Genomic DNA, 20806 nt, shown 5'->3' on the forward strand with positions numbered 1-20806 from the left:
AGGACCTTATTCTTGAATTAATCTAGCAATGGAAAGAAAAAGTAACTATAGAATCGAAAGAATAACCGCCGTACACTATCTAGGTATGGCAAGGCTTTTTGAAGCATCAGGTCAAAAAAAAATAGATTTCTATAAAAAATATGATTGTAAACATTTAAAAAAAACGGTTTTAGGGGTGGCTATTTATGAAAATAGTAATACACCTGTAGCATACATTGCTCAATTACCTTATCTATTAAGTTACGAAGGAAAAAAGTTTTTGGCGGCCCAAAGTTGTGATACGGTTACTAATCCGGAGTATTTTAGAAAGGGGCTCTCTTCACAATTATTTGAATACTGCACTTCTATAGGAATTAAAGAGAAAATGTCAGGTTTTTTTGGGATTGCTAATAAGTCTAGTAGTGGTGTAGTCTCAAAATTAAATTGGACAGTTTTAGAGCCCTTTAAAAGGTATGAAATATCAATAAAGACATTGCCAATTTGGAGTATTTTCAACAGATTAGGTCTAGGTCAATTTTACACAAAATCTGCAATGTATTTCTTGAAGAAACACTTGGTTAAGCCCGTTTTATTTAACTCATTTAGCCATGAAGAATATTTAATTGTTGATAGAAATAAGGAGCATATGGAGTACAAGTTGAACTTTGGTAGTATCTTTTTAAAAGTAGAAGAAGTAACTTTTTGGGTAAAAATAAATTATGGTCAACTCTGTATTGGAGATATTAAGACGGATTCTGAAATAGAGCTATTATCTGCAATGGATAAAATTTGTCAAATATGTAGGAAATTGGGGCTAAGGAAAATTGTTTTTCAAACCCAGACTGGTAGTAATCTTCAACAGTATTTTGATAATAATTATGATGCTAAAGTATCTTCTACCATTTTTTATAAAGATTTAGGTTCAGGCATACCATGGGAAAAATTGAAATTAACCTTTGCCGATTCTGACACTTTTTAGTTTTTTATAAGCTTATCAAATAGTTCTTGATACTTACTCACAGTCCAATCTATATCATGTTTCTTAGACCATGCTAATCCCTTTGTTTGATAATCAGTATATTGATGATGGTTGTTTAAAAGTGAAATTACCTTTTGTGCCAATGTGTCTGAATCTTTTATATCGACGGCAAGTGTACAGAAGTTTTCCAAATCTGCAATCAAACCAACTCGAGTTCCAACCACAACCAAGCCTGATGACATGGCTTCATTAACTACAACAGCTTGACTCTCATATAATGAAGTAAGTAGGAAGATATGTGATTTAGAAAAGTATTCTGGTAGCTCTTTATAAGCAACCCTCCCAAGAAAGGAAATATTATTAGTCAGACCCATGTTTTTTGCTAATTGTTGTATTTTCCCATTAAGTGTATCTAATCCTATTATTGTCAAATGAGCATCTATTTCTTGATTGACTTTTTTGAATGCTTTTAACAATGTCACTTGGTCTTTTACCAAATTTATACTAGCTACATGGATTATTTGTAATGGAAGTGTTAGTGGATTATTTATAAATTTAAATTTATGGTTATCCACCCCAAAAGGGATTAATTGAATTTGCTTAAATGTTATACCACTTTCTTTGATTTTAATAATTTGATACTTAGATAAGACCAGTATGCAATCAGCATTCCAAGCTGTATAATTCAGTATTTTTCTAAACCATTTTTTATGAAATTCGCCGTAGTTTATTTCAGGAAAACGAACAACTTCTCCTCCCATAAAGCCTACTACCACTGGCCTTTTTAGAATATTACCTACTAAAACGGATAAAAAACCGCAAGGGAAGCCCCAATAACCCAGAAATAGGTGATAAGGCCGTTTTAAATGATTAGATAGTATGGAAGAAAAAAGATAGAAGAAGCGAATGAAAAGTCGCTGATTTTTAAAAAAGGATACGTCAATTAACTTATAGTTTTTCGCAACAAAGTTTTCATTAACCTTGGCAAAAGAATAAACTGTTATGTCATAAATATTAGCCAGCTCCTCAATAAGAATCGCTTGGTGAGGAATTCCCTCTGATCTAAATCCAGTACCTACACTTCCAAAAGTAATAATGGCGATTCTTTTTTTATTCATGATGTTTGAGGACTTATTTTGCTAATTGAATTATCATATTCGTTGAATTATCATATTCGTTGAATTATTAATGTATTATTTAAAACATTAGTCCCTTGACCAAAATATGTATTTTGCCATTCAATGAGTTTAATAAACAAATCATGTTTAAATAAAGAGCATTTTAATGCACTTTATTCTTTTTAGAGAATGGGAGTTCATTTATTAGCTCTTCATAAATGATGTATCCTACTTTTTCTGCTCCAATGTTAGTATAATGTACTAAGTCATAATAAAAATCAGGATTATCCTCTAATTTAGATGCTAGGTCAATCACTAATACATCATTTTCCAGTCCAACTTGGATGGTTGTTTGGTTATAATATTTAACAAAAGAAAGTGGATGCAAATCAGTAAGATTATATATTGGTTGAGTAATGAGTACAGGTGTTATGTTCCTATTAATACATTGATTTATAAGCTTATATAATCTTTGCTTATATTCTTTCTGGTTGTTTAAATAAAGTTTACTTTTCTCTTTAAATTCTTTTTTTGATAAATTCTCAGGAGACTTTTTTGACATATGCCCCATCTCATATGTTCTTACTAGCAATTGCCTGCGTAGATTCCATAGGAAAGAAAATAGCTTGCTTTTTTGAGCGAACTTTCTAAGTCGATACTCACGTGAATCTTCTAAAAATGAATCTTCATTATTTTTTACTACATACATTTCATTGAGTCCAACTAAAAACAATACCATATCAGGGTTATAGTAAAAAATATGTTCTTTTAATAGAACTGAATGACCAAAAGAGGAACACCCATCAATTCCGGCATTGTTTACCCAAACACTGTCCTTTGTCTGAGATAACTTTGAATTTAATATATGTGTCCAAGTCTTCGTATTGTCAAGAAGGGAGCATTCAGTTGTACTGCCGCCTACTGTAAATATGGAATAGTAGTCTGCCAAATTAGACGGCGGGTTTATCCCCCTAAAACCTATGGAATTGGTGCTATAATAAATTGTATCATCTAGTCCTGCTTGTTGAGATGGGTTATCGATGATTATAGTTTTCTCATAGTTTTTTAATAAGCGTAAAGAATTTCCCACAACTCTGGTAGGAAGAGGATTATAAATCCTTAATATTAATTCAGCAATCAGCAAGCCAATTAAAAGACCAAATAGAATCAATAATATATTAGGGAATATTTTTTTCATATAGCTGAGGGCTTTGCTAAAGCTTCTTTTAAATCAGTTTAGGTTTTCTTAGAACTAGTCTTTTGAATAATATTTTATGTAATATTTGATATTATCTTCAATTATTAATTTTGACCGAAATAGTTAGCCAGTTCTGTTCACATCCTTTCGCGAATTTTGACCGTTATTTGTGTACTCAATTTATCTAATATTTATTATTTAATATAGCCCAAGCTTGATGTGACAAATTGGTAAAAGGGTTAATTGTAAGCCTTGAGTGAACTCTAGAATCGGTCACATCTTCCGGAAATAGATAATCTACTGCATATTGGTTTTTTAAGCCCATTTCGAAACAAGATATAATTAAATCTCTGGTATAAGACCCATCAGGATAAGCAATACTCCGAATTTCTCTTTGTAATAGGTTTTCCAAATATTGCTTCGCCTTAATTATTAATCGAACTGCTTCAGTATGACCGCAAATCCCGAGGTTTTCATGGTAGTATCCATGTAATTCTACAGTAGCATACTTAGATTTGTCTAATTTAATTATTTCTTCGTCAGACAGGGTTTTCCAGTAAATTTCCCAATCTTCTAATTTTGTCATGTCTTCAATTTCTGGAAAGGCGGAATAAACTTGCTTTTTAAAAGTCCAATTCTGTGCTTTACACCTAGTTTTTAGGCTTAAACCATCGATGTTTTGATAGACTCCTTTTTTTTTATAATACTCATCACCTCCAACGGTTATGTTGGCGTTGCTTAAATAAGATGCAAGGTCTAAATAGTCAGTCCAAAGCATCGGATATTTAGTGTGATTAATGGCTGTGACAAAGAACGTAGCATGTATCTGTTTTTTTTCAAGAATTGGTAAAGCTATTTGTAAATTATTTCTATATCCATCGTCAAATACGATGGCAATATTCATGCGATTTGGATCGATTTTATCGGATACTAAATCAGACAGCGAAACTAAATTATAGTGGGTTTGTAAAAAATCTAATTGTTGTTCAAAGAGCTGTTCCGAAACAAAACGTGTATTTATAGAGGTTTGCCCTATATAATCAACACCATGATAAAGTAGAATACATTTTCCTGGTCGATCACTCAATAACCAGTTGGTTCCACAAAAATGAGATATCATACCAATACCAATTCTGCGAACATGATAACTAGTTTTTTTATGGAATGTATAAAATGAATTTATCATAATCAGGATATATCAGAGAAGACTTATATGCTTGTTTGTACAATATCTTCATTTATTAGGCTTGGATCAAAATCATTAGAACTTGTGTCTATAAATTTCTCAGGATAGTTTACTTTGCTTTACCAATAGTTTATATATAGCATTAGGGAAATAAAGGTGACAAACTTTGTATTCTGTTTTCGTAATTTTTTATCATTTGACTGTTTCTGAAACACTGCCATCTGGATAGCCTACAATAAATGAGACGATCCCTTCAAAATTAGAAACTTGGCCATTCAAAAAAGAATAAATTCCAAAGGAATTATCTTTCAAAATCATCTTGAAACATACTAAAAAAACAATTCAATTTATAGACAAATCGAGTTGCAATGTAGTGATAGGTTGTTCGGGTAATTTCTTGGCATGATCCTTCTATAAGGTTTTTGGCTTACGGCAGGCTGCTCGATTGTAGCAAGTTTTAGTTTGTTTTAATATTCAACTTTGGATAGAATGAATCCTTTGGTAGAAAGTCGATTCCAAAGAAATCAAACATTTTCTTAAATTCATGGGCGTAATTTAATTTTTCAATTGTTGTTTCATAAATTTTGATATCAGTAAATTTACTCTTGAATTTTAGCCCTTGAGCATGTGTTTCTTTTACGTACCATTCTAAATATTTCAATTCGAATTCCCGAATGACTTTTAGTTTTTTTACGTTAAAGGGGAATGGGTTTTTTTTGCTTTCTGACAGTCTTGAAATAAAAAGTAGAATTCGGTATTTAACTTTATCAAAATTAGAAACTGGATTAATGGGGTTTTTCATTAATGGATTCATGATTGTCACCAATCCGTTATAATTTAAAGGAGTACAATTTATTCTATAAAAACTTTTGATGATTTCATCTTTATCTCTTTTAAGTATAATTATACCCAATTCTTCATGTGGTATTAAAGAGGGTATTAACCAGCCAAATCCCTTAATGAAAGTGTGATTAGTTTCTATGTAATGTTTTTTTTCATCAATGGCTGAATTTATCGCAATGATTTTCTCTTTCATTTTCTTCTCTAACTTTTCCGGTCTACCACGAAGAAATTCAACCATTGGTTTACCAAGCATAGAGGGATTTGGTTCGTGAAAAGCATTAATGTTTTCGAACTCTTTCAGTATGTTGGAAAGATAGTGGGAACCAGATCTTCCTGTATTTATAGAAAAAATGTATTTTATCATTTGGGATTACTATGATTTATGTGCAATAATATTTTAGCCAAACTGGGTTTTAATGTAGTTTAGGTTTTGTTGAACGCACCCAAATTAAGCTGAGATATACTTTGTTCATCTTAAATTATGCTCTTAATCAAAATATTATGGTACAAGTAAAAACATGTGAGATTTCGGAACCCAAAACACAGTTCTAAACTACGAAATAAAAAGACATTCAATTGTTTTCTCATGCCAAATATCTGGTAAGTTTGAGCTCAACATAGGCCCATATGCTACTAGCTTTTCGGTTCATTCTATATTCTTTAAAGTATGTCCTTAAAAGGTAATTTTAATAAATGGCCTATCGTTTAGAGGTTGTAGTGTAAGCTTCCAACAACTATAATTTTCTCTGGTGATTCTCCGTAATTTCAGCTGATTTAGCACCTAAACTATTAATCTTAACATGAATCAAATTCGACATGTTTTAGCATATTTCGAATTAAAACTATATTGATACGCTAAGCCTAGGGTATTAATTTAATACCTTAGATTCTTTTCGTAAAAAAAGGATAAGAAAACCTCTTGTATCATGACTAATAGTTAGAGTTATTGATGTTAGAATAAAAAGTCTTAATATTCTATGCTTATTCATTTTTGGTGAGAATGATTATTCTTTAGAAATATGAGATTTTTTAATCCATGCTTGTATTTCATATTACTAGACAGTCTTCTCTATTATTAAAGATATTCCAACTCACTTTGCTTTTACCCTTTTTTTAGGAATTTTTGTAATAGTTCCTCCGATTAGATCCTTTCAAGTTGCTCAGCTCAACTTTAGCTTTATATATTATTTATAATGAAATTGTTTAGCACTAATTTTGGGAAAAGTATTCTTTGAAACATGGAAAAAAAAATATCACAAAGTAAACCTCTTTTTGTAATTATTACTTTCAGAGTTATGCTCCAAAGTGAAAATGATTTTTTACGATTGATTCAATCACTCATTGCCCCAATCTTTGAGTCCTTAGAAAAAATATATAGTGTTAAGTATTTGAAAGTAAAAACACGACCTATTGTCATTGACAATAATGCTAAAAATGAAATTCATTTTAATGTAAAAAGGGGGCTCTTCAGATTCTTCCCTTTTTCACTCTTTTTGTTTATAAAAAAGCAAAAACCTTCCATTGTGTTTGTACACGGCTTCATTTTCCCAATTCAATTGTTGAGTTTGTTTTTTTTCCTAGATAAGTCAACAAAGGTTATCGTTCAACACCATGCTGAAAAGCCATTTAAAAATATTTTTAAAAGATGGTTACAAAAAATAGTCTATTCAAGAGCAGATGCATATCTATTTGCGTCAAGTGAGCTAGCACGTCCGTTTGAGGATTACAATATTATTAAAGACTCCTGTCGTATTAATGAGGTTATGGAGTTCTCCAGTTGCTTTGTAAATAAAAATATGGAGCGTCCTGCTCATTCTTTTTTGTGGGTTGGCCGTCTTGATGCCAACAAAGACCCCATAACCATGCTGAAAGGGTTTAACTTATATCTTAATCATAATCCTATTGCTAAGCTAACTATGATTTATGCGAGTGCCATTATTGAAAGTGAGGTGAAATCATTCATTCAGAAAAATAACATGACTTCATCTGTTATTCTTTTAGGGAAAGTTTCTCATGACCAGTTAGAAAATTGGTACAATTCCAGTGACTTTTTTATTTCTGCTTCACATTATGAAGGTAGTGGTATTGCATTTTGTGAGGCGATGAGCTGTGGTTGTATTCCGATAGGAACTAATATTGCTTCATTTAGAACTATGACGAATAATGGTGATTGTGGGATGTTGTTTGAGGTAGCTAATGAAATGGATTTATTTAGTAAATTAAGAGAAAGTGAAAAAGTTAAAATAGACGATATGCGTAAACAAGTTTTACTTCAATTTCAGAATAACCTTTCGTTCAATGCCATAGGATTGAGAATTGAAGAAGTTGCAAATAATCTTTTAGTCAAAATTTGAATTATAAATTTACTGTTCGTGTAGTTTTACCTTTTTAGGGATTGTTTCAGCCCCTTAATATATCAAACGTGATTACGAAATATTTTTTGTAATTATGAGTATGGGAAAGAAGTATAGCAAAGCCGAAAAACTGGCTATTGTAAAAGAAGCCTCAGAGAAAGGCGTAAAAATCACGTTGGATAAGTATGCACTTTATCCAGCTACCTTTTATTACCTGTCTGCCGACAGGCAGGCTGGAAGAAAAAGGTAGAAGAGATGGGTGAGGTTGGCCTGACTCATGGCCTTACTAAGGAACGCCTTGCTATCATCAAGAAACTGGAAAAAGAGAACAAAGCTCTGAAGGAAATCATAGCTGAGAAAGAGTTGGAGAGTAAGCTAAAAGATGAGTTGCTAAAAAAGAAGTACCCCCATCTGAGAAACAAGCTTTAGTCAGAAAGTACGTCGGATGGGGGATGAAATTAGAACTTACTTTAAAGCTCTGTAAACTCACTAAATATGAGTACTACAAGAAGTTAGGCAAACGTAAAAAAGCAGGTAGGAAACCTACTTGTATCACTAATCAAATAAATGGGCATGGCGACTTGGTGGAAGTAGCCGAAGAGCTTGTCATTGGTGTAATTATTAACACCCTGCTGTTGCCAGAGACCAGTTATGGATATAGAGTTATGACCGCGGCCTTACAGCACGAAGGTTTTTTGATTAATCACAAAAAGGTATATCGCCTAATGTATAAATATCAACTGCTTGGTGACCGACATAAAAGAGCGGCTAGGAATTATGTAAAATATAGGCGGGTTAATCTTAAAAGGCCTTTAGAGGTCTTAGAGATGGATAGAAAGTTCCAGTGGGTTATAGAACATCAATGCTATGCATTCATTCTTACAGTAATAGATTGTTTTACAAGAAAGGTACTTTATTGGACGGTGGCTTACTCCATTAAACAAGCCCAAATTAAAGCTGCTTGGGAGCAAATTATCCTTCAAGAATTACAACCAGCAGGTCTGCTGGAGCAAGAACTAACCCTAGAGCTTCGTAACGATAATGACACAAGATTTGCTGCCAAAACAGTCCAAGAATACTTTGCTAAAAATCACATCAAGCAGGTATTTACACATCCCTATACGCCCCAAGAAAATGGTCATGTAGAAAGCTTTCATGCCATACTTGGTCGCTCACTAGAACTCCAGGAATACAAGACCATAACTGACTTAGAGAAACAGCTAGAACACTTCTATTATACTTATAATAACGTGAGGTTACATGGAAGTCTAAAGCACCTAAACCCCAACGCATTTATTAAACTTTGGGAACAGGAAATGATATTGGTAGAACCGCATAAAAAGATTAACCACAAGTACAATATTCAATTACGAATACCTCATTATAAAATCAAACCAAATGGAGAATTCAGAATTATATCAGAAGAAACTAAAGCTCTGCTGGCACAAAGAAACCAGAGAACAAGCACCTTAAACAGCTAAAATCGTAGTATAAGAAAAACAATTTTATACATTTAATAAACCTTCGGCAAGTGTCTGCCTATTAGGGGGCTAAACCAGGGATTAAAACTAACTCAAGTTGAGTTTATTTTAAATGAAAAACTTCTAAACCTTATTCATTTAATAATTGACTCATAAAGTTTCCAGGATTTTTTCGAAATCCCCTTTTGATATAAAGATTTTTCTGGTTGAATTAAACTACCAACACTTATGTTTTTTGATGGGTCTCCATGTTTTCCAGTAAATGAATGAAGGTCATAGTTTGTTGATAATTTATTTTCTAAATGCAGAAAAGAACGTACTTCTTCTAGGCATTTAGCTGTATTGGAAACTAAATCTTCCGAATCAACAACTAAGAGTTGCGATTTCAAACTAGTCTTTTTGAGCTCTTTCAAGAATTCCAATCTATCAATATAGTACTTCTCAATCTCTTCATGCCCCCATTCTTTATAAAAGTCTTTTGTCAATTTTCTAATGCTCTCGAACGTCTCTTCTGGTTTCCTTACCAAAACCACAATGCGAGAAAAGGACTTGATTAAATCTAAATTGGGTGTTTTTTGGTTGTGATTAATTTGATCAAGAAATTTAAAGTTCAATGGAAGTATTTTGCCGAAGTATTGCTGAGTCTTAATTCTCATTTTTACAATATCCAATTTAGTTGTATAAACCTTATTACTTTCACCCATTCCAAATATCTTCTTATCTGTCATGAGTATATGGGCAAACAAGGATGATCTACTTCGCATGTGTCCTAAGATAAATATTTGATAAGTTTCTTTGAATGGATACATTTATAGGTTGCTTTTATTACAATATTTGATAACTTTAAGAAAGTTCCTGTTAATTTAAAGTTTGCCTAACTGTAATAATAGACAATCCTTTTATTGTTGTCTTCTAAATTGGTAGACTCGATATGTTTCATCTCCTTAATATACTATTGGGTATTATCCTTTTTCAAAACTTCTAAAATCAAATCAATTAGCTTTGTTGAAGATTCCTCAATTGACAACTTATCGGTCTTAATTAATAAGTCTGGAATTTCAGGAATGTCGTAAACATCACTTACTCCTGTTAAGTTTTTAAGTTTTTGTGGGTTCTCGTCTTCTAGAAAGGCTCTTTTGTATAGGCCTTTTGTATCACGTTTGATTAATGTGTTTAATTCAGCTTCAATATAAACCGTTTTTACAGTGTGTTTCGTCTCCAAAGAATTATCATGCCTGACTTTTTCATAAGGGTTGATACTCGAAATAATTGCGATAATACCTTGATCGGCGAATCTTTTAGCTAAATAGAACAAACAGTTAATATTATGAACCCTTTCCTCTTTGGTAAAACCTAAATCGGGGAAAAAAAGTCCCCTATAAATATCACCATCAATAACTTCCGTTTTGATTTTATGTTTTGTCAAATATTCCTTTGTAAAGTTTGCGATAGTTGTTTTACCGGCACCAGATAAACCAGTCATCTGAATAATTATCATAAAATAAGGGTAGTTATTAAAAAAACTAAATTATGCAAATTTTAAATAATTATACTTTGAAATACATTTTTTCATTAAAGATCAATGCTGTCCTAAATAAATAATAATATGGGTTACATTATGAATTTCATGTCAATTAAAGGGCAATATCTTTAAGGCGTTTAAAAAGAATTTTGTGCTGGGTTTGGCAACAGGTTTTTAAAATGGGTTATTGAGCCATGTTATGAGCACTATAATCAACTAATTCAAACTTCATTAAAAATAACTTCCTAACGTTCATCGCCAAAGAGCATAAGCAACAAATTTTCATGTCCAACGGGATTTAATGTGGGCATCAGCTTTTTTTTCTGCCTTTAGATTTCTTTTTGGTCATGTCTTTTCTATCCTGAAATGCATCTTGAAATTCTATGGTATTATCGACATTATCTACAAAAGCCTCTATCCATGCATTATTTATAATACTCACCACGGTCGACCAGACAGCCGTGTCTACGTTTTTTAAATCACCTTCGAAAGGTACTTTCATCGCTACAGAATCTGTCTTTTGATTTTTGAAAACAAATTTAAAGAAGCCAATGAAACCTTCCCAAACCGTCTCCACAAAATGGTCTTCTGGACCAATTAATTTTGAGTTCTTGATGAATGGTTTTACATAACCTTTCAGGTAGCTATTTGCAATGGCCAATTCACCATAAAGATTGAAAATCCCAGATTCAAAGTCAGCTTTTCCGTAATGCTTTGTCAAATCATTTAGTGCTGTTACATCAGAATTCTCTAATTTGAAAGTGATATCCATATCAGGAATTTCTTTAAGTAGATTAAGGTTACCATCCATAGCCAATGTACCATTACCAAATGTACTCGCACTCATATTAAATGCACTAGGAAGTGTCTGCTCAGCCGCAATGACATTACTCAGGTTGTTGGCCGTAAGTTCTACCTTTTCCATGGTTAAGTCAACGTCCGGGTCTGCTGACAGCATCACCAGACTAATTTTACCTTCATGGACCTCAAAACGATTGATGTTAAGCGGTACAATATCCGTGAGGGCTTTTGTCCAATCCTTTTGATCTGCCCCTTTGGCATCCGCTTGATCTTCCATGACATAGATAATCTCGGGGGTGTTCAATATGATTTCACTGACAATTCTGCCTTTGAATAAGGATTTCCATTCAATGGAAATATCGGCTTCTGGTAGTTGGATAAAAGGAACTTCGGTACCAGCATCCACCACAGATAAGTGCATGCCTCTAATAATATAGGCTCCTCTTATCAAAGCAATATCTACGTCTTCTACTGCTCCGGTATAGCCCGGTAGCTCTGTTAATACATTGTTTAAGTAGTTCTTAACAATGGATGGAAGGAATAATCGGAAAACAATCAATAAGCTGACTATGATGAGTAAGGCGGATCTTTTTCTGTATTTCTTCATGGGTGATAATGATTTTAAAAAATATATACATTCCATGTCTATCACATTTTAGAACAACTATAATTTGAGTTTACCCATTGGCTGGTTTACTGTACTACAAGGAATGTATAACTTTCAATAGTTTTTTTTGAAAATACGCTATCATATAGATCTCGGATTACAAAAAAATCATTGAATCTACTTTCTTGAAGGAAATGGTTAATTTAGGTGAGTTATGTAAAGAAATGTTTTGAAACCATAACAGCAGAATACTTCAAAACGCATTACTTCTTGTTCAGCTCAAAAGTCATTAACCTATGTTGAATGACTGCTCTGTTCAAGGTTCCTTTACTATAAAAGTAATCACTCGTGCGTTTACTTTTCGGCTCCGTAAGCTGATACTGCCCAGTTCCTATTTTTTTTATAGGCTTCTCGATGTTGTCGATTTCAGAATAAACTTTGGAAACATTATCAGGTTGATCCCAATATAACATGGCTCCAGAGTAGTTAATGTCTTTCTCGAATTTGGATAGTTCGCCATCTTTTGTCACGGAGTAAATGCCATTGATTTTTTCAGTGACGCTAGAAGAATGCAATTTTCCGTTTACAAAGGTTGAAACCGAACTGGACACCAATTCACCGCTGTTATAATAAGCAGTGAGCTTATAGGTCAAATCAATGTCGATTAATATTTTAACATTTACTTCGCTGTGGACTTCAATTTTAACCAAATCATTTTCTTGACTTTTTTTTACGGTAATCTGACCGAGGTGCGTATTATTAGCTGTGATGTTATACGATAATGTCTGTGCATTTATTGATGGTACCCTTGCAAAAAAGATTAGGGCAAGTAAAATTATACTTCTCACAATTAACTTTATTAAACCCGGTTTATGCATTGGAGTATCATAATGAGTTTTAAAGTGGAATAAATCAGACATTTCAACGAGATTAGCATAGCAGTTTACCCTGAGCTTGCCGATGGGAAGCAATTTAGCTACAGTCCCGATAAAATCGGGAGGTTTTCTAATAAAGCGGGTTAAAGTATTCCTTTCGATCATCAAAAAGTATCTATGACTAAGCCAGTGATTTGTGGTGCACAGTATTTATAAACAATTACTTAGCTAGTCTTTTGGGTAAATTTCCTTTTGGTTATTAAGATTCTATATTTGAAATCATCATAAAAGACACCGAATAACAAAATAAGTATGGCAATGATGAGTGTCTTTAGTTTAAGGTCTAATTCAATGAATAAGTAAGCACCAGATAAACCTCCAATAAAAAAAGACGTGATGATGTAAATCCTTAGTTTAATAGTAGTCTTTATTTTTTTTCTCAGTGGGTAACGTTTTGGGAAAAGAAGCTGCGAGAGTTCTATCCCTAGGTCAGTGAAAAGCCCTGTAAGGTGCGTTGTTCGAACCACGGCTTTTGATATTTTGGTTACAAAAGAATTCTGAAGCCCCATGGCAAAAAGTAGTAAACAGGCGATAACATTAGGATATTCTAGTTTGTTGGTGTAACCCATCAGCACCACCAACAGTAGCACAATACACTCTATGAAGGTAGGAATAACATATACATTAAGTCGTTTATTTTCAAGAAAGCTCTCTATTAGAAAACTGGAAGTGAAGGAACCAATAAAGAATGAAAAAATATATCCAAAATAGGTAGCAGCTTTCAAAAATTGGGAATTAGCGACATCGTATATTAATAAGGCAAAATGCCCTGTGACATTGGTGGTAAGTTGTTGTATAGACAAGAATCCACAGATATTGACTATTCCTGCTACTAAAGATAAGACCGTGGCCAGTTGGAGATTATGCTTAAAAGTTCGGCTTTTACCTTGGTGTTTGAACATTTATTAATAATTCTGTGCTTGAGAACTTGTGGCACATAAGATTGGATATCGTTGACGTTAAGCATATCCTGCTTATTGTCGTGGCCAATCTACGTGATTTATTAATGGTGAAAAATGATTTCAAACATGTTTGTATAAGTTTCTGGTGATAATTACGATTCCTATACTTCTGAAACCTCGGTATCCTATTAAAAAGTCCTAACCTGTTTCCTCGCTTCAATAAGAAGACACATGAATGATGCGGCCTTTTAGAACATGAAGCGGGCCTTCTCCTTAAAATTTTAGGTCTCCTCTAAGGAGCTTTTGATTTAACAATGATGATACATAATATACATGAAATCAATGTCAAAAAGGTTCCAAGAATTAATTCTATAATACTTTGTGCAAACAGATTGCCCAGGGTGTTGAGAGCAAAAAGCACCGCAAAAATCCAGATAAGAATATCAATTACCCGATTGGTGGTTGCTCTTATAAGTAGTTTGTACTTTAAGAAAAAAATAGTCATCATGAAAATATTCAGGAGTATTGAGAATGTTTCAAAAGATTTCATTTCCTCTACGGAATCAAGCTTTCCTGACCAAACTTTATCATATGATATTTGCTCAAAAAAGATCAGAATGTGAAATATTAAAACGATTCCAAGGATGAAAAACATAATCAGCAAAGCTGTTTTTTTGCTCATTTTATGCAATGCTTTAGCTCGTTTTTTGCTCATTAGGCACAAAGGTTGAATAGGGTTAACATAGGCATAGCCTGTTTATCGATTCCGCTAATCTAAGTGATTTATGTGAGTTGCAAAACGATTTCAGGTCATAGCTCGTTTAACCCAGTTTATGCCTTGGAGAATTGTTATGAGTAGCTAAAGTGTAATAAATCAGACATTTAAACGAGATTAACATAGCGGTTTACCCTGAGCTTTTGGTTCTGGTGATTGAGTTTAAATGGGTGTAGCCTGTGCTGAGCTTGACGAAGTAAACTGATTTGTAGCAATTTAGCTACGGTTCCGATAAAATCGGGAGACTTTCTAATGAATAAAGCGGGTTTAAACCTTCGAACCCTTTTTCATTTTCAGATGAGCATTTCGGCCCTCTCTTACAACGATTTCTATTATTTCCTTTATATCATCTTCTGAAGTTCTGAAATTGACAATGCACGCCCTCAAACAATATTTTTCATTCACTATGGCATTCGAAAGAAATACCTCGCCACCTGTTTGTAAAACATTCAAAAGGATTTCATTGAGCTTATTTAAATAGTCATTTTCTAAATCCAAATCTCCATCAGGGATGTACCTAAAGGTAGTGATACTTAGATTTTGAGTCATAGCCTCTAATGACGGATGACTTTTGGCAAGTTGAAATAAATATTTAGATAGCTCAATATCTTCACCAATTAATTCTTCGTAACCTTTTCTGCCTATTTGCTGTAAGGTTAACCATACCTTTAACGCCCTGAAACCACGAGAGTTTTGTAGCCCATATTCGTAAAAGTTCTGAGCATTTTCTTCTTCATGTATTGTGAAATTATAATACGCTGGGTGTGAACTGTAGGTGTCTATTAAATGCTGTGGATTTTTAACCAAAGTACATCCAGCTTCCAGTGGACTATATAACCATTTATGTGGGTCTAGAGCGATTGAATCGGCTTCAGACAAGCCTTTAAAAACCTTTTGAAATGCAGGAAGCACCGCTGCAGGAACGCCGTAGGCACCATCAATGTGAAACCATAAATCATAATTTTTACAAATGGTGGAAATGCCCATGAGATCATCTACCACGCCCGTACTGACATCACCCGCAGTTCCAATCACCATGATGGGTTGAAAGTCATTTTCTATGTCCTTTTTGATGGTTTCTTCTAGCACGGCATTGTTCATCTTGTTGCAGTCATCTGTGGGTATCCAACGGATAGATTTAGTCCCTAAACCAAATAATATAGCGGCCTTCTCTACCCAAGTATGCGTACTTTTAGAACAATAAACAGTTAGTTTTTTAGGTAAACCGCTTAATCCTTCCTCTTTGATACTTTTAGGAGCTTTGGCCGTTCTAGCTGCTAAAAAAGCTGTGAAATTTGCCATGTTTCCACCACTGACCAATATGCCACCATAGCTAGGAGAAACACCAATAAACTCCGCCAACCACTGCACGGTCTGTTTCTCTATTTCCGTGGCCATTGGGCTTAATATATGAGCTCCGACATTCGGATTTACGGCAGCGGCTAATAGATCGGCTAAGGCTCCAAGTGGGGCAGGAGAGGACGTGATGTAGCCTAGGAATTTAGGATGACCATTAAAAAGGGAATGCTCAAACAGCAATGATGTCGCTTTTGAAACAAGCTCACTTATTGGGCTGCCATTTTCAGGTAGGGAGGCATTACCCAATAGTTTTTGGAGCTGAAGAGGACTTTCGTTTGGCGTAACCGGTTTTTTATCAATGGAAGAAAGGAAGTTGGCAATATCATCTATCAGTTGATGCCCGATTTTCCTAAACGCTTCTTTATCCATCTCAATGGATGATTTTCTAATCTTTGACATGGTTTTCATTCATCTGTTGCAAAGGTTTAATATACAGAAGCTTAGCCGTAAATCGGCCATTACTTTAAATATTCTAAAGCGATTTTTATATAACGGAAGTGAATGATTGGCTCTGCCGTGAATCGTTTTAGCTAGCCAATTCTTTCCGCAATAAGCATGAGCAAAAAGGTTTCTCGTTCAATAGACATGCCCTTTTTGGCACTTGTAGCCATGGTCTTTTTATTGTGATTGATGGCTTCATGAATATTAATCCAGATGGCTTTCATACCATTTTTTGTCTCGTAAAGCTCCAAGTTTGATTCGCCCAACTCGGGGTTGATTTCGCAGGTATAGCAATAAGAAATCATATGCTGAACATCGAAATCTGGCTTGTGCCAAGGCCTATATTCTTCGTAAACACCAAAGGGCTTAATATTCCTAATGTTTTTGGCTCCAGTTTCTTCGCTAAGTTCACGCATCATTCCTTCTATTTTATCTTCGCCCAGATCTAAGCCACCTCCTGGAAGACTGTAGTCTTCATATCTTTCGGTATAAAGTAGTAGAATAGAATTCCCTTGAATGGCAATACTCCTTGTTGCTAAGCGTGTAAAAACGGATTTATGCTCTAAAGTAGTTACCTCAGGGTGATAATGGGTTTTTAAATTTTGCACGTATAAATAGTGAATTGGGTTAGTAATGGGACTGCCATTTGGTATGTAGCGAATCGTTGAAATGAAGCACAATTATTGTTTAAGCTTTTATTCTGTCCCTTTAAAGTTGATGAATTGAAGCAATTTATCTATGGTCCCGATAAAATCGGGAGATTTTCTAATGAATAAATTGGGTTTAAGCCTAAGTTTATTTTACAAGTTTCATCATTAAATAGAATTTACATGACATTTTTTTAACAAGGTAACGGAGCTTGTCGAAATCGTGCCAAAATCATGAGAAACGTAGTACTCAGTAAAACCAATCTCTATTTCTTCATCAGAATCTGAGCTCTGTTATATGCCGATATTAGGGCGTACACGCCAGATCTACGAATGCTCGTGTGCTCACCGCAACCCCAAAACTTTATGGTTGGATCAGACTTCATGGAGAGCTGTACGTAAGAAACCGAAACAGAAGCAGAGCTATGTCCTATGGAATGCGAACGATATTGATCTACGTGGAAATCCTTCCATCCTTGCTGCTGCATGGCATAAACCACCGCATTAATTGGGCCGTTTCCTTTCCCTTCCAATGTCATTTCTTTTCCCTGATGGGTAAGTGTTATAAACAATTGAACTTCGGTATCTGTCAATTCCTGAATATCATATTTCTTCAATTCAAGAACATCTTTGCGGTTAACAAATTCTTTTAGAAACTCTGTCTGGATTTCTTGGAAGGTCAACTCCCTGCCATATTGATCTGCCAGGCCATTGATATGCAAGCCCACTTCAGGATGCATTTTCTTAGGCACATCGTAATCAAATTCTCTCTTTAATATATACGCCACGCCACCTTTGCCACTTTGACTATTAATTCTAATAATGGCTTCATAACTACGACCTATGTCTATTGGGTCAATAGTTAGGTATGGCACTTCCCATTTAATTTCATCTTCTCCTCTCAGGTCCATTCCTTTCTTTATGGCATCTTGATGGCTTCCGCTAAAGGCTGTAAATACCAACTCACCAGCGTAGGGATGACGTTTGTGAACGTTCATTCCGGTGTTTTTTTCATAAACTTTTTTTATGACATCGATATTGGAGAAGTCTAGTCCAGTTTGAATACCATGGCTATTCATATTTAGAGCCAATGTCACCAAGTCCAAATTGCCCGTGCGTTCGCCATTCCCAAACAAGGTGCCTTCCACACGGTCGGCTCCTGCTAATAAACCTAACTCTGTTGCCGCTATGCCCGTACCTCGGTCATTATGGGTATGTAAACTGACAACTACGGAGTCTCTGTTTTTGATTTTTCGGCAGAAGTATTCTATTTGGTCTGCATAGGTATTGGGCAAATTCCATTCTACGGTAGACGGAAGATTGAGTATTATTTTATGCTCAGGGGTTGGCTGCCAGCTATCTATCACGGCTTCGCATACTTCTATGGCATAATCTTCTTCTGTATCAGAGAAACTTTCTGGCGAATATTCTAGTGTTATATTGGTGTTTGGCAATTCTCCGATAAGTGATTTTACCAAAAGTGTACCATCCACAGCAATAGCCTTAATTTCCTCTTTGGTGGCGTTACCAAAAGTGACCTTACGCTGCAGTTTAGAAGTGGAGTTATACAGATGTACGATGGCATTTTTTACACCATCTAAGGCTTCAAAAGTCCTGCGAATAAGTTGTTCACGGGCCTGAACCAGTACCTGAATGCGAACATCGTCAGGAATGAGGTTTTCTTCTACAAGCGTTCTTAAAAAATTGAATTCCGTATCAGAAGCGGACGGAAAGCCTACTTCAATCTCCTTAAATCCGATGGCCACTAAAGTCTTAAATAAGGTGACCTTTTGTTCAATGTTCATCGGCACTGGAAGTGCCTGATTACCGTCTCGTAAATCTACACTACACCATATAGGAGCCTGTGTTAGTGTGCGATTTGGCCATTCTCGATCCTTTAAAGCTATAGGTTGAAACGGTGTATACTTATTAATGTTAGATGCCTTCATAATTATCTTAAATCCTGAAATCTTGAGGCTTAAAGTACCTTGAAAAAATGAGGTACGCCTTCCGTGCCGTAAATATGCATTCATTTTTTGAAGGAATGAAACTTCAAAATCGAATCGTTGATAACTAGGGTGTAATTCTTTTAACCCGGTTTATGCATTGGAGGATCGTAATGAGTTTTAAAGTGGAATAAATCAGACATTTAAATGAAATAAGCAAAGCATTTTACCCTGAGCTTTTTGTCGAAGGGTTATGGTGATTGAGCTTAACTAAGTTTACGTACTGATTTAAAGCAATTTAGCTACGGTCCCGATAAAATCGAGAGACTTTTTAATGCATAAAGCGGGTTTAATATCTATAGTGTGATAAGGCAGAGCAGTTATTATATCTAACGCCACAGGCATTCTATATTTTAAATCTTTTACTTCAGCAATTGGAGTTCTTTTCTCTTGGCTTCATCATCTAAACTTTTTTGCTCCCAATAGGGCTCTTTCATACTTTTTTTCAAGTGAGCTTCCGTTATCAATCCATCGCCATTGTCTTCCGTCCATCCCAATATTTTATATGGGAATTCTTTTTGCACATCGATAGTAAAAGTCCTATCATAATCTAAGTATTCAATTTTATATTTTGAAGATGTGTCAGATGCTGTTTTACTGATTTTAGCCTTGGTGACTTGCAGATCTTTGTAGGCAAAACGACTATATAAAGTAGAAAAAATCAAATCCATTTCTCCTAGAGGTAGTTGTCCTTGATTTATACGAATACGCGTCATTAGTTCTTCTTCTAATAGGGCTACTGGTATACTTTTTTCGGTATCTCCATCCGTTTCGAAGTAAGAAAACTGTTTGAACTGATAGTTTTCTTCTTTGAGATTTAGCTGTGTGAAAGTATGTCCACACCATTCTTGAATGCTGGTATTCAACTTTAATGTGTGTGGATACTTTTTGAAATCAACCGGTGTGAAACTAGAGGTAACAATAGCGTAATCATAAATACCAGTTGTAAACTTCCTAACATGGTTCAATTTCATCACGGAGACCATGTCTTTTCCAGCATCTTTCGGATTATCTAGTTTGACTTGTTTGCTTAATGAAAATGGTTCTGTCACAAATACCAATACTACTTCACCTTCGCGGATTTCTCCATATCGAGATTGTTTCAACTCATAGCTATTCAGTTCAGCTTTGCCGGAATACCAATAATCATCAAATTGTTTTTGGTTAAAAACTTCAACTTTTCCGTCGGTAGAATCTATGGGGTCTTTTCCGGAATCTTGGTCTGAGGCACAGGAAGTAAGTAAACAGATATGGAGTAAGCAAAATACTTTTAATAGTTGAATCATAATGTGTTATAAAGTTTTAGACTGTTTATACTGAATTTTGGCTTCACTCTTTTTTAATCCCTGTCAGTTTATATACGATATGTAAAAAAAATAGTTTTCCGTTGAAATATCTATTTTGTTATTGGCAGTCTGAGACGAATAAAAATATGGCACCATTTTTTATTCAGAATATTTTAGAAAACAGATAGCTTGTCATGATCTGGCAACTGCACCCACAAAATTGTTAATGAAATTATTGTTTCCAGCGGCATCCATGGTGTAAGCTTTTAATATAACAAAGGCTATCTTAGCAAACTTTGACATTTATAATTTGCTTGCGTTTTTAACGCACGTACTTTTATCCCGGATTATACGTTTGAGAATCGTTATGAGTTTTAAAGTGCAAGA

The 20806-nt window shown here is 34.4% G+C and carries 18 protein-coding genes; 4 read left to right on the top strand and 14 right to left on the bottom strand.

The window, feature by feature from the left end; translation table 11 throughout:
- The first annotated feature begins 28 nt into the window (after positions 1-28).
- The gene (locus tag ACSBFT_RS05330; protein ID WP_463047046.1) at positions 29-958 is read left to right on the top strand and encodes a hypothetical protein; all 930 of its coding nucleotides are present in this window, start codon (positions 29-31) and stop codon (positions 956-958) included.
- Here the strand turns inward: ACSBFT_RS05330 and ACSBFT_RS05335 are convergent.
- From ACSBFT_RS05335 to ACSBFT_RS05350, 4 genes are all read right to left on the bottom strand, one after another.
- The gene (locus ACSBFT_RS05335) at positions 955-2076 is read right to left on the bottom strand and encodes a glycosyltransferase (RefSeq protein ID WP_463047045.1); all 1122 of its coding nucleotides are present in this window, start codon (positions 2074-2076) and stop codon (positions 955-957) included. The two genes, ACSBFT_RS05330 and ACSBFT_RS05335, sit on opposite strands and share 4 nt — an antisense overlap.
- Before the next feature lie 163 nt (positions 2077-2239).
- Positions 2240-3274: a GDSL-type esterase/lipase family protein gene (locus ACSBFT_RS05340; protein WP_463047044.1), complete on the bottom strand. Its 1035-nt coding sequence runs from the start codon at positions 3272-3274 to the stop codon at positions 2240-2242.
- Positions 3275-3458: 184 nt separating this feature from the next.
- Positions 3459-4460, bottom strand: coding sequence for a polysaccharide deacetylase family protein (locus ACSBFT_RS05345; RefSeq protein ID WP_489603822.1), 1002 nt, complete (start codon positions 4458-4460; stop codon positions 3459-3461).
- A 457-nt stretch (positions 4461-4917) separates the two neighbouring features.
- Positions 4918-5667: a hypothetical protein gene (locus ACSBFT_RS05350; protein ID WP_463047042.1), complete on the bottom strand. Its 750-nt coding sequence runs from the start codon at positions 5665-5667 to the stop codon at positions 4918-4920.
- An 874-nt stretch (positions 5668-6541) separates the two neighbouring features.
- Between ACSBFT_RS05350 and ACSBFT_RS05355 the strand changes: the two genes are divergently transcribed.
- The 3 genes from ACSBFT_RS05355 to ACSBFT_RS05365 all read left to right on the top strand — a co-directional run bounded on the left by ACSBFT_RS05355 (position 6542) and on the right by ACSBFT_RS05365 (position 9138).
- Positions 6542-7657, top strand: coding sequence for a glycosyltransferase family 4 protein (locus tag ACSBFT_RS05355; protein ID WP_489603823.1), 1116 nt, complete (start codon positions 6542-6544; stop codon positions 7655-7657).
- A gap of 100 nt (positions 7658-7757) precedes the next feature.
- Positions 7758-7907 (top strand): hypothetical protein, encoded by a 150-nt coding sequence (locus tag ACSBFT_RS05360; RefSeq protein ID WP_489603824.1) that lies wholly within the window; start codon positions 7758-7760, stop codon positions 7905-7907.
- A 202-nt stretch (positions 7908-8109) separates the two neighbouring features.
- Positions 8110-9138 (top strand): transposase, encoded by a 1029-nt coding sequence (locus ACSBFT_RS05365; RefSeq protein ID WP_489602210.1) that lies wholly within the window; start codon positions 8110-8112, stop codon positions 9136-9138.
- Between the two features lie 134 nt (positions 9139-9272).
- Here the strand turns inward: ACSBFT_RS05365 and ACSBFT_RS05370 are convergent, their stop codons facing one another.
- The 10 genes from ACSBFT_RS05370 to ACSBFT_RS05415 all read right to left on the bottom strand — a co-directional run bounded on the left by ACSBFT_RS05370 (position 9273) and on the right by ACSBFT_RS05415 (position 20419).
- Entirely contained in the window at positions 9273-9947 is a 675-nt protein-coding gene (locus tag ACSBFT_RS05370) for a hypothetical protein (RefSeq protein ID WP_463047038.1), read from the bottom strand.
- A 143-nt stretch (positions 9948-10090) separates the two neighbouring features.
- Positions 10091-10636: an adenylyl-sulfate kinase gene (gene cysC, locus ACSBFT_RS05375; RefSeq protein ID WP_463047037.1), complete on the bottom strand. Its 546-nt coding sequence runs from the start codon at positions 10634-10636 to the stop codon at positions 10091-10093.
- 334 nt (positions 10637-10970) lie between these two features.
- A complete protein-coding gene (locus ACSBFT_RS05380; protein WP_489603825.1) occupies positions 10971-12068 on the bottom strand; it encodes an AsmA family protein in 1098 nt (365 codons plus the stop codon).
- A 263-nt stretch (positions 12069-12331) separates the two neighbouring features.
- The gene (locus tag ACSBFT_RS05385; RefSeq protein ID WP_489603826.1) at positions 12332-12916 is read right to left on the bottom strand and encodes a DUF6134 family protein; all 585 of its coding nucleotides are present in this window, start codon (positions 12914-12916) and stop codon (positions 12332-12334) included.
- A gap of 251 nt (positions 12917-13167) precedes the next feature.
- Positions 13168-13905 (bottom strand): YoaK family protein, encoded by a 738-nt coding sequence (locus ACSBFT_RS05390; RefSeq protein WP_489603827.1) that lies wholly within the window; start codon positions 13903-13905, stop codon positions 13168-13170.
- Positions 13906-14197: 292 nt separating this feature from the next.
- Entirely contained in the window at positions 14198-14587 is a 390-nt protein-coding gene (locus tag ACSBFT_RS05395; RefSeq protein ID WP_489603828.1) for a hypothetical protein, read from the bottom strand.
- Between the two features lie 360 nt (positions 14588-14947).
- The gene (locus ACSBFT_RS05400) at positions 14948-16438 is read right to left on the bottom strand and encodes a pyridoxal phosphate-dependent decarboxylase family protein (protein WP_489603829.1); all 1491 of its coding nucleotides are present in this window, start codon (positions 16436-16438) and stop codon (positions 14948-14950) included.
- Positions 16439-16569: 131 nt separating this feature from the next.
- The gene (locus tag ACSBFT_RS05405) at positions 16570-17088 is read right to left on the bottom strand and encodes an NUDIX hydrolase (RefSeq protein WP_463047031.1); all 519 of its coding nucleotides are present in this window, start codon (positions 17086-17088) and stop codon (positions 16570-16572) included.
- Between the two features lie 305 nt (positions 17089-17393).
- The gene (leuA, locus tag ACSBFT_RS05410; protein ID WP_489603830.1) at positions 17394-19076 is read right to left on the bottom strand and encodes a 2-isopropylmalate synthase; all 1683 of its coding nucleotides are present in this window, start codon (positions 19074-19076) and stop codon (positions 17394-17396) included.
- Positions 19077-19495: 419 nt separating this feature from the next.
- The gene (locus ACSBFT_RS05415; RefSeq protein ID WP_463047029.1) at positions 19496-20419 is read right to left on the bottom strand and encodes a hypothetical protein; all 924 of its coding nucleotides are present in this window, start codon (positions 20417-20419) and stop codon (positions 19496-19498) included.
- Positions 20420-20806: the final 387 nt, after the last annotated feature.

Source organism: Arcticibacterium sp. SM2516 (assembly GCF_057914865.1).

Coding starts and splice junctions, on each gene's coding strand:
- ACSBFT_RS05395 (WP_489603828.1), bottom strand. CDS start 14,587: ATGAGCAAAAAAACAGCTTTGCTGATTATGTTTTTCATCCTTGGAATC.
- ACSBFT_RS05415 (WP_463047029.1), bottom strand. CDS start 20,419: ATGATTCAACTATTAAAAGTATTTTGCTTACTCCATATCTGTTTACTT.
- ACSBFT_RS05345 (WP_489603822.1), bottom strand. CDS start 4,460: ATGATAAATTCATTTTATACATTCCATAAAAAAACTAGTTATCATGTT.
- ACSBFT_RS05355 (WP_489603823.1), top strand. CDS start 6,542: ATGGAAAAAAAAATATCACAAAGTAAACCTCTTTTTGTAATTATTACT.
- cysC (WP_463047037.1), bottom strand. CDS start 10,636: ATGATAATTATTCAGATGACTGGTTTATCTGGTGCCGGTAAAACAACT.
- leuA (WP_489603830.1), bottom strand. CDS start 19,076: ATGAAGGCATCTAACATTAATAAGTATACACCGTTTCAACCTATAGCT.
- ACSBFT_RS05335 (WP_463047045.1), bottom strand. CDS start 2,076: ATGAATAAAAAAAGAATCGCCATTATTACTTTTGGAAGTGTAGGTACT.
- ACSBFT_RS05390 (WP_489603827.1), bottom strand. CDS start 13,905: ATGTTCAAACACCAAGGTAAAAGCCGAACTTTTAAGCATAATCTCCAA.
- ACSBFT_RS05330 (WP_463047046.1), top strand. CDS start 29: ATGGAAAGAAAAAGTAACTATAGAATCGAAAGAATAACCGCCGTACAC.
- ACSBFT_RS05400 (WP_489603829.1), bottom strand. CDS start 16,438: ATGTCAAAGATTAGAAAATCATCCATTGAGATGGATAAAGAAGCGTTT.
- ACSBFT_RS05380 (WP_489603825.1), bottom strand. CDS start 12,068: ATGAAGAAATACAGAAAAAGATCCGCCTTACTCATCATAGTCAGCTTA.
- ACSBFT_RS05350 (WP_463047042.1), bottom strand. CDS start 5,667: ATGATAAAATACATTTTTTCTATAAATACAGGAAGATCTGGTTCCCAC.
- ACSBFT_RS05365 (WP_489602210.1), top strand. CDS start 8,110: ATGAAATTAGAACTTACTTTAAAGCTCTGTAAACTCACTAAATATGAG.
- ACSBFT_RS05360 (WP_489603824.1), top strand. CDS start 7,758: ATGGGAAAGAAGTATAGCAAAGCCGAAAAACTGGCTATTGTAAAAGAA.
- ACSBFT_RS05370 (WP_463047038.1), bottom strand. CDS start 9,947: ATGTATCCATTCAAAGAAACTTATCAAATATTTATCTTAGGACACATG.
- ACSBFT_RS05340 (WP_463047044.1), bottom strand. CDS start 3,274: ATGAAAAAAATATTCCCTAATATATTATTGATTCTATTTGGTCTTTTA.